The sequence below is a fragment of the Furfurilactobacillus rossiae DSM 15814 genome (assembly GCF_000428925.1).
In the GTDB taxonomy this organism is placed as follows: Bacteria; Bacillota; Bacilli; order Lactobacillales; family Lactobacillaceae; genus Furfurilactobacillus; species Furfurilactobacillus rossiae.
Genome location: NZ_AUAW01000025.1, coordinates 14,592 through 30,448, shown reverse-complemented (window position 1 = coordinate 30,448; position 15,857 = coordinate 14,592). Strand labels below are relative to the sequence as shown.

Annotated in this window: 14 protein-coding genes, 1 pseudogene and 1 other annotated feature; of the genes and pseudogenes, 2 read left to right on the top strand and 13 right to left on the bottom strand. The window is 43.3% G+C overall.

Translation table 11 applies throughout. From position 1 onward, the window contains the following. The 13 genes and pseudogenes from G400_RS0111885 to tyrS all read right to left on the bottom strand — a co-directional run. A pseudogene (locus G400_RS0111885) lies at positions 1–189 on the bottom strand (IS5/IS1182 family transposase); the annotation flags it as partial. 176 nt (positions 190–365) lie between these two features. Beyond that, a complete protein-coding gene (locus G400_RS0111880; protein WP_017260597.1) occupies positions 366–1,217 on the bottom strand; it encodes a metallophosphoesterase in 852 nt (283 codons plus the stop codon). 12 nt (positions 1,218–1,229) lie between these two features. Beyond that, complete coding sequence (gene hisJ / locus G400_RS0111875; protein WP_017260598.1) at positions 1,230–2,102, bottom strand: histidinol-phosphatase HisJ; 873 nt, start codon at positions 2,100–2,102, stop codon at positions 1,230–1,232. After that, entirely contained in the window at positions 2,102–3,151 is a 1,050-nt protein-coding gene (locus tag G400_RS0111870) for an ABC transporter ATP-binding protein (protein ID WP_017260599.1), read from the bottom strand. Before G400_RS0111870 ends, hisJ begins: the two co-directional genes overlap by 1 nt. A gap of 1 nt (position 3,152) precedes the next feature. Then, positions 3,153–3,938 carry an ABC transporter permease gene (locus G400_RS0111865; protein WP_017260600.1) on the bottom strand — a complete coding sequence of 262 codons (786 nt, stop codon included), beginning with the start codon at positions 3,936–3,938 and terminating at the stop codon, positions 3,153–3,155. Continuing rightward, on the bottom strand, positions 3,935–4,852 hold the full coding sequence (locus G400_RS0111860; RefSeq protein ID WP_017260601.1) for an ABC transporter permease: 918 nt from the start codon (positions 4,850–4,852) through the stop codon (positions 3,935–3,937). The genes G400_RS0111865 and G400_RS0111860 overlap by 4 nt, the downstream gene beginning before the upstream one ends. 8 nt (positions 4,853–4,860) lie before the next feature. Then, positions 4,861–5,955, bottom strand: a complete 1,095-nt coding sequence (locus G400_RS0111855; protein ID WP_017260602.1) for an ABC transporter substrate-binding protein — start codon at positions 5,953–5,955, stop codon at positions 4,861–4,863. A gap of 142 nt (positions 5,956–6,097) precedes the next feature. After that, positions 6,098–6,904 (bottom strand): bifunctional hydroxymethylpyrimidine kinase/phosphomethylpyrimidine kinase, encoded by an 807-nt coding sequence (gene thiD / locus G400_RS0111850; RefSeq protein WP_017260603.1) that lies wholly within the window; start codon positions 6,902–6,904, stop codon positions 6,098–6,100. A gap of 26 nt (positions 6,905–6,930) precedes the next feature. Next, complete coding sequence (locus G400_RS0111845) at positions 6,931–7,533, bottom strand: TIGR01440 family protein (protein ID WP_017260604.1); 603 nt, start codon at positions 7,531–7,533, stop codon at positions 6,931–6,933. Continuing rightward, positions 7,533–8,945 (bottom strand): Na+/H+ antiporter NhaC, encoded by a 1,413-nt coding sequence (gene nhaC, locus G400_RS15290; protein WP_017260605.1) that lies wholly within the window; start codon positions 8,943–8,945, stop codon positions 7,533–7,535. The genes G400_RS0111845 and nhaC overlap by 1 nt, the downstream gene beginning before the upstream one ends. Positions 8,946–9,010: 65 nt before the next feature. Beyond that, positions 9,011–10,432, bottom strand: coding sequence for a tyrosine-tyramine antiporter (gene tyrP / locus G400_RS0111835; RefSeq protein ID WP_017260606.1), 1,422 nt, complete (start codon positions 10,430–10,432; stop codon positions 9,011–9,013). A gap of 47 nt (positions 10,433–10,479) precedes the next feature. Then, positions 10,480–12,339: a tyrosine decarboxylase gene (tdc, locus tag G400_RS0111830; RefSeq protein ID WP_017260607.1), complete on the bottom strand. Its 1,860-nt coding sequence runs from the start codon at positions 12,337–12,339 to the stop codon at positions 10,480–10,482. A 282-nt stretch (positions 12,340–12,621) separates the two neighbouring features. Next, a complete protein-coding gene (tyrS, locus tag G400_RS0111825; protein ID WP_017260608.1) occupies positions 12,622–13,878 on the bottom strand; it encodes a tyrosine--tRNA ligase in 1,257 nt (418 codons plus the stop codon). 50 nt (positions 13,879–13,928) lie between these two features. Beyond that, positions 13,929–14,117: a binding site (T-box leader), on the bottom strand. A gap of 821 nt (positions 14,118–14,938) precedes the next feature. On the opposite strand from tyrS, the gene G400_RS0111815 reads away from it, so the two are divergent. Together G400_RS0111815 and G400_RS15285 are read left to right on the top strand one after the other, a co-directional pair. Beyond that, a complete protein-coding gene (locus tag G400_RS0111815) occupies positions 14,939–15,187 on the top strand; it encodes a hypothetical protein (RefSeq protein ID WP_017260610.1) in 249 nt (82 codons plus the stop codon). 173 nt (positions 15,188–15,360) lie between these two features. Then, positions 15,361–15,639, top strand: coding sequence for a helix-turn-helix domain-containing protein (locus G400_RS15285; RefSeq protein ID WP_017260611.1), 279 nt, complete (start codon positions 15,361–15,363; stop codon positions 15,637–15,639). The last annotated feature ends 218 nt before the right edge of the window (positions 15,640–15,857 follow it).

Below are 15,857 nucleotides of genomic sequence, written 5' to 3'. Positions count from 1 at the left end.
CAATAGAATCTTCATCATTAACCGTGGATCATAGGCTGGCCGCCCAGTGGCGGCAGTTGCGTTCATGACGTCTTTTAAAGGAATAGAGTCTACGAATCGGCTTAACACCGTGACCACATGATTTTCACTAGGCGTAAAATCTAAATTCACTGCCAAACTGGTTTGATTATTGTTATAATTCTTGTACATGGAGATAACCTCGCTTTCTAATTGTTTAGTCGCTGTTGGATGAGTAGAGCATTGTCTCTGTGCCTACATAATAGTACGAAAATAAGGTTCGAAATCAAAAAACGATTTCGAACCTTATTTTTTATTCAAGAGTTTTGTCCCAAACTCGTTATCTTTTCTAGAAAATCTTTTAGACTTTATCCAAACGTCACAACCCGCGTCTCAAAATGATCCTCATACAGCTCAATCTCTCGAACCCCACGTTTGGTAACACCATACGCGTTATACCCCGTTACATTACCATAATCGAGCTCGATATCACCTAGTCGACTGCGGAAGTTATTATTGTGGTCGTGGCCGGCAAACAGACCTTTAATATCGTGTTGCCGCATCATCTCGTAAAACAAACCAGAGTTGTATTCTGATGGGCAAATTTGTTCGCCCATGCTGCCTTCCAAAATAAAGTCAGCTGCATCGACATACTCTGGTAGTGGTATGTGCAGAAACCCGAGATCCGTTCGCGCCGTCCGTTTGTCCGCCTGACTGAGCTTTAAATACCAGTCAATCTGTTCAAATTCCAGTGGTGCATAGCCTTTACCCAACTCCCAGTTGAGGTAATCACCGCTGTCCCAAACGAACAACCGGTTTCGCATCACGGTACCAGCATAAATGTCCAGTGTGTAATTTTCTCGGTTAACCGTTGTGTAGACATTTTCTTTAGGCGCTGGCAACTGTAGGGCAGATTCAAAACTACGAATTTCCGCCCGCGTCAACGAGCCTTCTGTATCGTGATTGCCATAGGTCACCGCGACAGGCGCGCCCGTTTCATTCAGCACTTCGTAGAACAAGTTTAGACTATCCTGCGGTGTGTCATTTTCCCAGATTAAATCGCCCGTCACAATAATCAGGTCATACGTGTGATGAGTGAAGAAATGCTTCAATGCATTGATGGTTCGCTGGTCAGCTGGATTCAGCGGCACACTGCCGAAATGAAGATCCGTCAGCTGACAAATTCGAAACGCCTCGTGTGGCGCAACCGTTAGTTTCATCCTTTTACCCCACTACTGAAAGAGTTGCTTATCAACATACGTTTGGTAGCCTTGCGCGACATCGGCTACGCTATGCGTATCTGACCCGTACACCATCGGGATACCGCGTTTCAAGGCTGCATCAATAATTGCAAACGTCGGTGACGGTTCTTGCTGTGTTGACCGCAGCAAACCGGACATATTGCAGTCCAGCATGTCGCCTCGTTTGGCCACCAAATCTAGTAACTGGTTAACTAATTGACTAGTTGTGTCATCTGACCACACTGTGTCGGTGGGAAATTGCTGCAGCCATTTACGATACAGCGTGATGTGGCCATATCGGTGCGGCTTATTGGGCGTCTCCCAGCGAATCGCGTTGATCATTGCACTTAGGTAGGCATTAGCGACCTCGACCGGACGGCCGTACTCAGCCAGGACACCATCGCGAAAGTCCAGTTCACTATCATCCACTGCCCGCAAACCAGCAGCAGCCGGTAAGAAATGCACGGACAGAATGGCATCATCAATTCGTTGCCCATACTTAGCTAACATCAACGCCGTCCAGTCCCGGTAACGTTCAAAATAATCAATTTCGAAACCGACTAATACGCGAATCCGGCCAGCGTAGCGGGTTTTAATCAACGTCATCTTTTCGAGATAGGCATCTAACTCCCGTTCAGCCATCGCTGCCGTGTAGATGGCGTGGCGTGAACCACGGGTTTCTTCAGCAAACTTTGGCGGCATCGGAAAATGCTCCGTAATTGAATACGTCTTAAAACCCGCCGCAATCGCCGCTTCAAGATAATCTTCCACTCGCTCGCCAGATCCGTGCGGGCAAAACTCTGTATGCGTGTGCCCGTTCCACGTTTGCCGGTCTATGCGACCTAACTCTTCTGCACTTAACATTACGCCTCCACTAGCGGCGTTACCGCATCCCGCCGCAGCAACACGTTCACATGTGACCCGACCTCTGGGTGTTCACATGTATTCAACTGTTTCACTTTCAACCGTGGCCCACTCATTGTCGCAAACGTAAATTCGAGCCGGTCACCCAGCAGTGACGCTGACTCGACCACACCTGGAATTGAGATCACCTCCGCATTCGCTGAGTGACGATTATCTTGTGTTGCACCGCTTGGTTGCCCGTTATCAAACGTAAATAGCTCTGGTCGGATCACATGCTGCCGTTGTTCATTGACGACACAGCCAAGGCTACGTAGCGTGGTGCCATCAAGAATGTTGTTATTGCCAATAAACTTCGCAATGAACATATTCCGTGGCCGTTCATAAATATCGGTAGCACTGCCCTGTTGCTGAATCTTGCCATCGTTCATGATCAAAATATCATCGGAAATCGCCATGGCTTCTGCTTGATCATGCGTGACAAAAATCATGGTGATGCCCAGTTCCTGTTGAAAGCGGCGAATTTGATTGCGCAGTTCAACCCGAATTTTGGCATCCAGCGCACTCAATGGTTCATCCAGCAATAACAGTTGTGGTTCTAGCACCATCGACCGCGCGAGGGCCACCCGTTGCTTTTGACCACCAGACAATTCATCTGGGTAGGCATCTTTCTTTGTCATCATGTCGGTCAATTCCAACATATGATCGACACGTTTAATGATTTCAGCTTTCGGACGGCGCTGAACGCGCAGTCCATATGCCACATTGTCTGCAACCGTTAAGTTTGGAAACAGCGCATAAGACTGGAAGATCATGCCGATGTTACGCTGGTTAGGCGGCAAACTGGTAATGTCGTGACCCGCCAGCCGAATGTGTCCCTTAATGTGTTTGTTCAATCCGGCAATGGCACGTAATACCGTTGTTTTGCCACTGCCGCTGGGACCAAGAAACGAAGTCAATTGCCCCTTCTTGACGCCAAAACTCATATCCTTGATCACCTGTGTTTGATTAAAGCCGATGTTTAATTGTTCAACCGTCAGTAAATCGTCCATCTTACTTCCCTGCCTTTACGTCTTTGCCGGAGAGTTTCATCAATATGATAGCGACCAGGATCAGTAGCCCAAAGTAGCAAACTGTCAGGACGCTGTTGGCGTTGCCGTTGGCCTTCATCAATCGATACATATAAATTTTGAACGTTTCGTAATCACCGTTTAAAAAGATGTTTGTAATTACATATTCACTAAAACCCGTCGTAAACGTCAGCAACATCGCCACGAAGACACCCGTTTTGATGTTTGGTAGAATCACGTGAACAAATGCACTCACTGGTCGCTCGCCCAGCATTCGTGCTTGCTCAAACATCCCCCGAAAGTCGCGACTCATGAAGACGTTATCCAGACTCTGGTAAAACGCCGGAAAGCTGAGCGCGGTGATAATTAAAATCAGAAAGATCAACTTAGGGATCGGCAAGTTGCCGTAAATTTGGACTAATCCGGTCACGAGCACGATTCCCGGTACCGCGTAAGGCATGACCATCAGATAGCGCACCTTTGCCTTCAGCCGCTCATCAAAAACGTTGATGTAAAAGATGACCGGTAGAAAAATGACCATCGCCACAACCACCGCGGCAGCACCAACAATCAGTGAATTAATCGTCGCCGTCATGAAGTCACTGTTGGTCACCAACTGGCCGTACCACTTCAGTGTCCACGACGCCGGCAAAATCGTCTTTACCCAGTTTGTCGCAAACGAATAAACCAGCGTGGCCAAAATGGGTAGTAATAACAGTCCGGCAATCATGGTGAGGATGCCGACTGACCACTTTCGTTCTGTCGTCATTTGCTCTTCATCCCCCTCATCAATATAGGATAGCCGCCCAGCAAACGATGACGGTTGCGAGCAGGCCTTTTTGTTGCCACTGCCACAGTTTGTAACGTTCGTTTACGTTTAGTTAACCAGTTCCCAATTGTCACTAAAACGACAATCGACAGCACAAACACCGTCGATAGCGCACTCGCTAACGGAATATTCGCGTTCAATGAACCGTTGATTAGCGATCCAATAATGATCGGAATCGTTGCAATGTTGTTGCCAGTCAAGGCATACATCGTTTCATACGTCCCCATGGCGTTTGCAAACAGAATAATGAAAGTTTCAATTAAGTTTGGTAACACGATTGGTAACACAATGTGGGTTAGATAAAAGCGACGACTCGCGCCCAACATCAGTGATGCTTCCTGCCAGTCGCGGCTGATTTCACGAAACGGCGGATACAGGAACAGGATGCCCAGAGGGACTTCAAAGAACACGTAGGCGAGGATTAGCCCACCAAGCGAGTAAATACTGGGGCTGTGGACTGCTGAGCCAAGGCCTGCCATGACCGCGTTCAGAACGCCGTCGTTCCCAAACAAGATGATCAGTGAAAAGGCTAGCGGAATCCCAGCAAAGCTCGTCGCTATGTTAAATAGCGTCAACGCCGCCGCTTGAGCTTTCGCGGACAAACGTGTAATCGCCCACGCTCCTAGGACAGCGATAATCAAGCCAATCAAAGCGGCTACAACAGAAATTCCAAGACTATTAAAGATGGCCTGTCGATAATATGCCTGTGTGAAAATGGTCGTGTAATTGGCGAGCGTAAACTGACCGTCGCCATCCAAATGAAAGCTGGTCATTAGCATCGCCATCATCGGCAACAGTATCGTGACACCCATCAGAATCAGAAATGGTGAGAAAATCTTCGTTTTTGTTTTCATGCAGCGACCTACTTCTTGCCCATGACGTCTGACTGCCACATCTGCGCAAGTTTGACCGTGGTCGTGTTCCACTTGTCGTTGTTCTTCACGTGATAAACGTTCTTGTAGTCACTATCTGGCAACAGTTGACTCTTTACGCTGTCAGGCAGTTTGACATCTGAACGAATTGGTCGAGCAAACCCTTTCGCCAAGTTGATTTGTCCCTGGTCAGACAGGATGAAACTCCGCGCTAGTTTGGCCGCCGCTGGATGTGCCGCCTTCTTGTTCAGGACTTCCGCGTAACCACTCGTGACTGTGCCATCTGTGGGAATGCTGATCTTAAAACGGTCTTTGTCGCCGCCAATCAGTTTGCGATAGTTCAACGCGTTGAAATCCCAAACGACAGCAACTTGTTGCTCACCTTTTTTAAAGTTATCAATTGATGTATCGACCGTTGATAAGCGGTCTTTCTTATGTAAATCAGCAAAGAAGTCGATGCCGGGTTTAACGTTCGTTTCGCTACCACCCTTAGCATGAGCGGCGGCCAATACGGCATACTGCGCCTGCGCTTCCGTAGCCACATCCCCGACAGAGACTTTGTAATTGCCCTTCGTTAGGTCAGCCCACGATTTCGGCGCGTCAGCAGCCTTCACGTTCTTAGTGTCCGTAATAAACGCAATCGTGCCAGTATAGCCAGCAGCCCAGTAACCCTTCTTGTCCTTCGCCCACGTTGGAATCTTGTTCCAGTACTGACTCCTATACGGCATCAGCAGATTCTTCTTCGTAGCAGTCGGCCCTACGTTGATGCCAATATCACCGATGTCAGAGGCCTTCTTGCCCTGCACATTCTTAAAGTTCTGTAACTCCTGCGCACTCGACATGTCCGTATCCTTATGTGAGACACCGTACTTCGCCTTAATGTCGTTCCATGAACCAATCCAGTTGGCCCACGTATCCGGCATCCCTACCGACTTCACGGTGCCTTCCTTCTTGGCCGTCTTCACCACCGTCGACCACTTATCCGACGTCGCGGCCGCCGCATTATTCGACGAGCATCCTGCCAGTACCACTCCCAATAAGCTCAGCGTCACCGCCGCTACACCCAAACGTTTACCTAGTTTCATCTAATTGCTCCTCTCTTTCTCTGCCTTACAGAGATAAGGTTAGCAAACGGATGTAATGATTCGGGAAGAGGATTGTAAAGGTTGAGTATGGATTGGGTAAAGAAAAAAGAGTGAACACAAATGGTTCACTCCCCAAAACATTTCAGCTAATATTGATACCCCAATGATTAATCGGTCCAAACTTTGAGCCAATATTCAAATCCCAAGTAACTGCGTTTAAAAGATAATCTTCAGCCGTTTGAACGGCAGTGGCAACCGGAGATCCTTTCGCAATCTCAGCTACGATGCAGGCAGACAATGTATCTCCAGTACCATTAATATGCGTTGTTGGGCGTAGTGCTTTTTTATACTGCTTCAATTGCCCATCCTCGCTCAGTAAATAATCCGTAATTTGACCTTTATCGTCAACATCATCATGACTACCCTTTATTAAGACGTTTTTAGCACCTTCAGATTGAATGGTTAACGCCGCACTATAGTAATCTTGCTCACTTTTTATCGTCATTCCTGAAAGCACTTGCGCTTCATAAAAGTTTGGTGTGATGCAGAGACTAATAGGAATCAGTTTACGGATTATTGCACTTACAGCCTTATCTCCTATTAGCTGGGCCCCGTGCTTAGTCATAATAACAGGATCTAAAACAAAATTTTTGACCTGATATCTTTCTAAATAATAACGTGTAACCTCAATCACATCAGGGGAAGATAGCATCCCGGTCTTAGCTCCCGCAACATGAAAATCAGAAAAGATAGATTCAAATTCATTCACAATAAAATCATGTGGTAAGTCAGTGCTGTCTTGAATGCCAACAGAATTACCCGCTACACAAGATGTCATAATCGATAGACCATAAGTTTGCTGATGAAAGAAGGTCAGTAAATCTGCCTGTGCACCGGCACTGCCATCACAGTCTGATCCCGCAATTGTTAATACCTGGGGTACTGTCATTATCATTTCTCCTCTACTCCATTGCTTTAATTACGCTTCATTGGAATAATGTCGGGTGGCAAATCACGTGTACGTTTGTGGTAAATTGCGCGCTCACCGCCAATAAATTTCGGTCTACTTCCCAAATAAGTTGTATGTGCTTGACCAATAGTCTGAATAGAAGTTCTAAAAGGTATCTGAACAAACTTAACGTGCATGCCAATTGCAGTATCACCAATGTCCATTCCAGCTTCCGCAGTGATGTGTTCCACTTCTACCGGATCTTTAAAAAGGTCATACGCGGCAGTTTGAGCGGCACCGCCAGCCTGAAGTGATGGTATGACAGATACAATTTCATATTGTCGTTGCTTTGCGACGGAACGTTCAACAAGTAAAGCACGATTAATCTCTTCGCCGCCTTGCACGGCTAGATTGATACCTCTCGGAATGAGCACATCGAGTAATGCCGAAATGACCCAGTTTCCAATTTCTTGATTAGGGTCTTGTCCCAAACGGATACCTTGAATCTCGCTCGTACTACATCCGACAACAAAAAGATCATTTTCTTCTAGATGCATTTTTGACAGGAGTTCTTTAACACCTGTCTCAATTTCCAATCGAACGCGATCATGTAAGTCAGCGCTGTTCATTACTGTCCTCCTGCACGTTTAGCCTGGGCAGCGTGATACTTCCATGTGACAAACGTGAAACCAAGAATAATTGTCATTAAGGGATTTAAATACGGATAGAATGCAAACGGGATGTACCTCAATGAGTCGACATTTAAAGTGCCTGAAATAAAGATGCCACTCACACCCCACGGAACAAGTGCATTAATATCTGCCCCTGCCGTTGCTAGCGTTCGCGATAGATACTTTCTTTCTAAATGTAGGCGATCAAACGCACCTTCAAAAGTTGTTCCAGGCAAGATAATGGATAAATATTGTTCACCAACCGCAAAGTTAATGCCAATACCGCTTAGAGCAGTAATTAAGATTAATTTTCCAGGTGTATTCACAAAATTCTTTACACTATCAATCAATACGTGTACCACACCGAACTCAATTAACAATCCGCCCAATGATAAAGCACAAATAATAAGTGAAATTGAGCCTAGCATATTCGTAATTCCACCGCCACTCATCAGCTTATCGACAACTTTAGATCCTGTAGAAGCATGGAATCCGTTCATCAACATCGTGCCAATTTTCTGTACAGATGCGTTTGAACCACGTACCACATTCAAAATAATTGCTGTGATGGCGCCACTAAGTAACGTTGGAACTGCTGGCACTTTGCGCCAAGCTAGAATCAGTAACACAAGAATTGGTAACAATGACCAGACGGAAACTGGAAAGGCTTTTGTCAGGACTAAACTAATATGCCTCACCGACTGTAAGTTAGCAGTGTGCGTCGTGTTACCCATAAATACATAGATAACCAACGCAATCAGTGCGGATGGCAATACCGTTTGTGCCATTGTTTTCAAGTGTTCGTATAAGTCTACTTTTGCAATTCCAGTTGTTAAATTCGACGTATCAGAAAGTGGCGACATGTTATTTCCCAAAAAAGCGCCTGAAACAATCGCGCCTGCAATTAAGGCAGAGGGAAAACCTAAGACGTGCCCAATTCCCATAAATGCAATCCCCATTGTGGAAATTGTCGTAAAGGCACTGCCAACAGTGATTCCAATCAATCCGCAAATCAAAAATACTGTCGGTAAAAATAAGCGGACCGATAAAATTTTAAATCCAACTACCATAATCGTTGCGATTGTGCCTGAGGAAAGCCATGTCGACACTAAGAGACCAATCATCAAGAAAATAATAATTGGAATCAACCCGGGCGTTATGCCTTTTGTAATCCCATCGAAAATTTCATCCCACGAAAATCCCCTTAGATGTCCGTAAAACATCAACAGCGTAAAGACAAGTAAAATTGGAATTTGTGGTGCCAATTGATACTTAATAATCAATGTGCCCAGAATTGAAAACATGATTAACAGCGTTACAATACTTTCTGCCAAACCAAATTTCTGATGTTCTTTATCATCGTTTTTCATTTAGATACCTTCTTAACAGAAAGGGAAGCCACTTTAATTAAGAGGCTCCCCAAAATAGAAACAAATTACTTCGTTTCCTTTAAATCTTTTTGTACTTGTTCTAGCCAAGAGTCGTTTTTATGACTGTAAATAATGAGTGGTGCGATGAATAACGCAACCGTGATGAGCACAACGAAAATTGCCTGAACCAAATCGCTTGCAATCAACGTGGCAACAATGATAACGGCAATCCCAAAGATCAGAAGATATGCCCACATATATGCAATAAAGTTACCGTGCTGACCGAGACGATATGGTCGCGATGCATCGGGTTGTATTTTTCTCAAACGGATAATCGACAATGCAATCAGAATGTACACTAATGCGTAAATAACTGTGGTCGCATTCGTCAACGTTAAGAAAACCCCGTTAACGTTCTTCATTACCCCATATAACAATGCAAACAGTGAAATCATAATGCTTTGTGTTAAAACGACATTTTTCGAAACATCATATTTGTTGACCTTGTGATAGCCAAATGAAGCTGGTAATTGACCTTCCCGCGCAACCTGAGTCATGGTCTTTGAAGGTCCTGTTACCCAAGCAGATAATTGAATTAAAACCCCAATAACAACCATGAAACTGAAAATGTTGGCGATGATACTTGGCCAACCCAGAATTTTGCTCCAAAGTACAATTGGCTGTGTAATGTTAGACAGTTCAATTTTCCCGTTAGGAACAACGTTTGCCACCAAAATACCGTTCAGAATATTCATCAAAACTAATCCGATCAAAGCGATGAAAATCCCACGTGTGTATGTTTTTGCGGCGTTGTGAAGACGTGGAATAAAGACTGATGAGATTTCAATCCCAGTATAAATAAACGAAATTGCAGCGAAGTATTGCAACGTTTGAATATTAGCCAAACTAGGTAATAACTTGTGCCAACTGAATGTGCCCAAGTAACCAGCCGGGTTGATTCCCGTCTTGATCATGGCGGCAATTCCCATGATCAACATGATCACGATAGGAATATAGACACCAAGCCAAACACCGATATTCCCACCGACCTTAGCCATATCAAACTTCAAGTTCAAGAACGTGATAATCCAATAAAAAATCAAAATATTAGCAAGAATAAACCAGTGATTATTGCCTAAACTGACGTTACCGATAGTGTTTCCCCATAGTGGTCCAATAGTTGAGGCCACCATAACCATGCCGGGGAACATTTGAACCCACAATAACCATGCTGTCGTGAAGCCCCATTTCTCACCAAGGCCTGTTTTGACCCAAAGCTGTGGGCCACCTTCTTCTTGCATCATCGTGCCTAATTCACCGGAAATTAACGCAACTGGTAGGGCAAAAAAGACAACCGCGAATATCATGTAAGTGATTTGTGTCCATCCAGTGGCCGCAACAGAAGGAATGCTCCGAACAGTTGCACACAAAGCCATTGTCATCCCGATGAATGTCGTCAGACCTATCTTTGTAGCCTGCTTCTCCATTTTTCTAGTTCTCCTTTAGATTTTATTTGCACGTTAAATCTCAGAGACTATTTTTCAAAAATGGCTTCAAGATCGTGTTGCATGGCTAGTTTTATTTTTGGTGTGAAGTAATTGAAGTTTTCGGCTTTATTCATGTATGGCGTCATGACAGAGGCACGGATAATCGTTACCTTCTTGACATCGTTCCAGTCTTCTTCAGACACACCAAGACTCTTCACAAAGTTCAACGGACTGTCGCCATAGTCAGATTGAGTAAAGTCAGTATGCGAAACAATGTATTCTTTCCCATAAAGACTGCCCTTAACGTAAGAAGCTTCCTCATACATCTTGTGGTTTAAGTCGTTAATGTCTTTTAGACTGTGGTTCCCTTTTTCAGTCAGCACGTAATCAACCATGTTGAAGTCTGGATTAGTCAACGGATGAACTTCAATTGTGTGTTCGCCAACTTTGAATTCAAGATTGCTCAAAAAATTGTAATAACGGTTAGCACCTTCCATTGAGGCACCAATTAACTTACCGTAACCAGAAACATTTAATGGTAATACGCGGTGAGCAGCCCAAACAGCGGCAGCAGTTGCTCCGGCTTTAGATCCTTCAAGAATATAAGCACCTAATAACGCAGGGATGTCTGCACCTTTTTCGAAAACGTAGGTAGCAAAGTAAGAAATCGTGTCGCGCATCCGAATATCCTTGATGGCAATCCCACCAGCGGCGTATGGTACGTAACCCATTTTATGTGGATCGATAGTGATTGATTCAGCCTCGTCAAATGCCTTGTAGGCTTCGTATACATCACGTTTGATATAATCTTTCTTTTCTGTGAAGACACCATACTTTTCATGGACATCTTTTAGGTCCTCGTATGGGATAAATTTGTTATCTTCATCAAGGAAAATGGCACGAGCATAACCACCGTAAGCAGCATCAACATGCAAGTAGAAGTAAACGCCTTTAGCTGCGAATTTCTTCCGTAATTCTACAATCTTGTCAATATTGTCGACGGCACCTTCTTCAGTTGAACCGGCAACGCCGACAACCCCAAGAATAGGTGTTTTGTCTGCTGTCAATTTGTTGATAATATCTTCAAGCGCGTTAATGTCCATCCGGTAATTATCGTCAACTGGTACGGGTACAACTTGATCCAAACCAATACCGATAATATCAGCGGCCTTTAACCATGAATAATGCTTGGTTTGTGGCACTAACCACTTACCCAGTTCGCGTAAATGTTCGCCACCACGAGCAGATTTACTCTTAATTTCGTCAAGTTTAGTACCAGCTTTTTCAAGCAAGTCCATAATTTCACTAGTTGGCAGGTTTAATAGTTCCCAATCTGACTTGCCAGCAACTAATTCCGGTGTGATCTCTTTCATTGCCAAAGGTAATGACTTGATATTCCGTGCATACCAGAGACCTTCCAAGTTTGCTAAAGAACCATCGGCGACAATGTGGCCCCAACCATTCTTGTAGCCCATTAATTCAGCCAAATCATGACCAACTTCTTCTTCCATTTGTGAAGTTGCAGGGGATGATTCATAAGCCACGTTGTTTCCGTTCCATAACATTGCATAGTTGTACGCAAGGATAGAAGGCATTAACGTTTCCGAATTCATGTGACCCCAGTAACGACCAGCTGAATGCCATGGCACTGATTCAGTCCGAATCCGCTGGGACAGTTCATCCAAAACATCTTTCATTCTGTTAACTGTTGCTTTGAAATTTGGTTGAGACTGTTGTTCTGGGCTGATCATGCCCTTGTCTTGAGGAATATAATTTTTACGCCATCCTAAATGTTCATCAACCAATTCGTTCAGTAAGTCTTTATATAATTGCCCGTTTTCTGCCTTGTCACCAATGAAGAGTGCATTAAGGTCCAGATCTTTTGGTGCTGGTTTAAGTCCATCCATCGTTAAATAGCTTCTTTCGATATATTTTTGAAGCACGCGTGTTTCATCGCAAATAATATATTCCAGCTCAAACGTCCCTGTAAAGGGTCTTTTGAAGGCGTTTTCACAAGTGAGAATTCAATGAGCCCTTTAACGGCGGCATTTCTATTTTACGAATTGAGCATTCTAGCCCTTTATCGGGTATCGTAAAGTGGACTTAAAAATGAAAAAGGCCTGCCAATTTAATTTAAAAATAATTGCCAAGCCTTTACGGGAACGTATATTCGATTTATGATATTTTTTCTAATTTTTAGCTTTAGCCAGGAAATAATTACGCTTCCCACGACGGAAAATTACAAATTTTCCAGAGAAGTTAGTAGATGGATCAACTACTGCATCAATTTCATCTACTTTTTCACCATTAACGTAAATGGCTCCAGCCGATACATCTTCTCGAGCCTGTCTACGTGAAGGTTCAATTCCAGTCTCTGTCAATACATCAATAATATTGACTGAATCCGAGCTCATTTCAACATGGGGTACCTTTTCAAAAGCTTCTTGAACTTCAGCTACGCTCAATTCCTTGACGTTGCCAGAAAAGAGGATATCAGAGATCTTTTCTGCCTGATCCAAGGCCTCTTGACTGTGAACGAACCGGGTTACTTCTTCCGCAAGACGTTTTTGAGCATGGCGTCCAGCCGGGTTTTCTTTCACTTCTTTAGCAAGTTGATCAATTTCATCTTTGCTTAGGAAAGTAAAGAACTTCAGGTATTTAACCACGTCACGATCGTCCTGGTTCAACCAGAATTGATAGAACTCATATGGTGATGTTTTCTTCGGATCGAGCCATATAGCGCCACCAGCTGTTTTACCAAACTTAGTACCATCAGCCTTTAACATCAATGGGATAGTGAGTCCATATACTTCTTCATCAGAGCCCATAATTTTATGGATCATATCAATCCCAGAAGTGATGTTTCCCCATTGATCAGCACCACCAATTTGTAACTGAATATTGTGTTCACGATGCAACGTCATAAAGTCAATTGACTGGAGAATTTGATACGTAAATTCAGTGTATGAAATTCCTACTTCCAAGCGGCTAGCCACAATGTCTTTGGCCAACATCGTGTTTACGTTAACGACTTTCCCGTAGTCACGAAGGAAATCCAATAACGAAATCTTCGATAACCACTCATAGTTATTCACCATCGTTACGTTTGCATCGCCACCGAACAAGCGCTTCATTTGTGCACCCAGCGCCTCCACATTGTGGTTAACTTGTTCCATCGTCTGAAGTTGACGCTCTGTTTTTCGTCCACTTGGGTCACCAATGCTCCCAGTAGCGCCACCAATTAAAATGTATGGGTGGTGACCTGCTAGTTCGAACCGTTTCATCATCATAAACGGAATCAAATGACCAATATGCATACTGTCACCAGTGGGATCCACACCACAATACAAAGCAATTTTATGATCCGATACTAGTTTCTTTAAGCCTTCTGCATCAGTTTGTTGATTGATTGCATCACGCCAGGTTAGTTCTTCAATAATGTTCACGTTCATTCCTCCTCTTTTTTACAAAACAAAAAGTCCCTAAGATAATATATCCTAGGGACGATTAACCGCGGTACCACCCGAATTACACTTTCGTGTCACTCATTGATCTGTAACGGGACCAAACCGTACTTTTCAAAGAAATCGAGTGTAATTCGATATATCACCTTTGCTAATTCACACCAGCCATTAGCTCGCTTTAAAAAGAATATATATCTACTTTGGACGATTAAAAAGTTTTGTTTATTTAAAACGTTTACAACGCCTACAATACGGTATTCATAAGGATTTCGTCAACAGTTTACGGCATTATGTTTTAATGAGCTTGGCGTTTAAGTTTATGTACTTTTAGAAAGCGTTTTAAACACGGTTATATCAGCGTTCGCCATGTGACAGTCGTTTTGTGCTAAACTATTTTTCTTAAAAATAGCCGTTTATGAGATTTTTTACAATTTTTATTAAACTCGGGGTTGCTTTTATTAAAAAACGATGATAGTATTCATGACAACAAATAACAAATCATTTTCGTGTCAGACAGTAGAAAGTTTGCCTCAGGGTTTAGAGAAGTGATGGTTGGTGAAAATCACGCAGGGCATACTGACGAAATACCTTGAACCGAAAACGTGTCTCCCCCTCGTTACGGAGGATTTTAAGTGCAGACTAATCTCTGAATTTAGGTGGTACCGCGTTGATGAGCGTCCTAATTAGTAACTCTTGTTACTAATTTTAGGGCGCTCTTTTTGTTATTTGAAATAAACATTGGAGGTGATAAACATGAAATCAATCGATGAAACGCTAAAGTGTAGCAATTGTGGCGACATTGTTTTCACAAGAACTTCAAGCAATGGGCAACATATTTGCGCAAATTGCGGTCATGCAGAATAAATTCTTAGTCACAACGGAAATAAAGGAGATCAAAATGATGAAATCAATCGACGAAACACTGAAATGCACAGAATGTAATGACATCGTTTTTAAGAAAATTGCCGGCACACGTACTATCGAATGCGAAAATTGCGGCAATCAAATGACACTAAAGGAAAACTAACCTAAAGGTGAAAATATGGAAAACACAAAAATCAAAACACAATTATTGGTAAATATGAATATTAAAAAAATTAGCATTCAAACACTTATTACAATTATCTTGTTGGCACCGTTAACGTTTGCTCTGACAACTTTCACATTCGTTTCAGTACCTTTTATCGCCGCTATTTTGATTATGGTGAGTTTAACCGCCTCAATCATTGGTGTATGGACATTAGCTGGTCAACTCGCCAAAGCAATAACAAAGGACAATAATCATGACTGATTCGGACAGCAACTATTGAAAGGCCCCCTCATAAACAGAGCGGGCCGGATACATATAATGTCACAAAATCTTCTTTATTTTTTATATTCTCTTAAACATAGAAAGCTACAATGATTCTACTTAAGTAATTTCCACCCAATACAATAACTTTTATCACTCTTCAGGAGTAACTTATGATTAATCTTAACGATAGTGACATCATGTCATCTAGTGAGGCAGCTAGCCGATGGCGAAAAGCTGACGACTATGTTCGTCAGGTCTTCCGTAAAAATCCAGAACGTTTTCCAACTGGCACGATCCGTAAATTTGGCAAACAGCTGGTTGTCACTCGCCATGGCATGGAAGTTGTCACTGGCGAGACAGAACCAGAGGCACGGCGTAATTATCAAACTAAAAGTCCTCATAATTCAATGTCAGCAGTAGAAGCTGTTGAGACTTTTGACAATCCCTAGTCTTTAGAAAACTGCTCGCTAGTCTTAAATAGCGTTCATTTAATAAAATCTTTTGTCTTTAACAATATCATTATAATTTGGCCACCTCATGACTGCGAGCATCTGCACAGTTAAGAGGTGGTCTTTTGCGTTTGTGAAAGCATACAAAGTTAACATATATGCTGCATATATCTAAGCCCTTTCTTTAAGTGTGTATTCGAAGCATAATATTCTAGTAT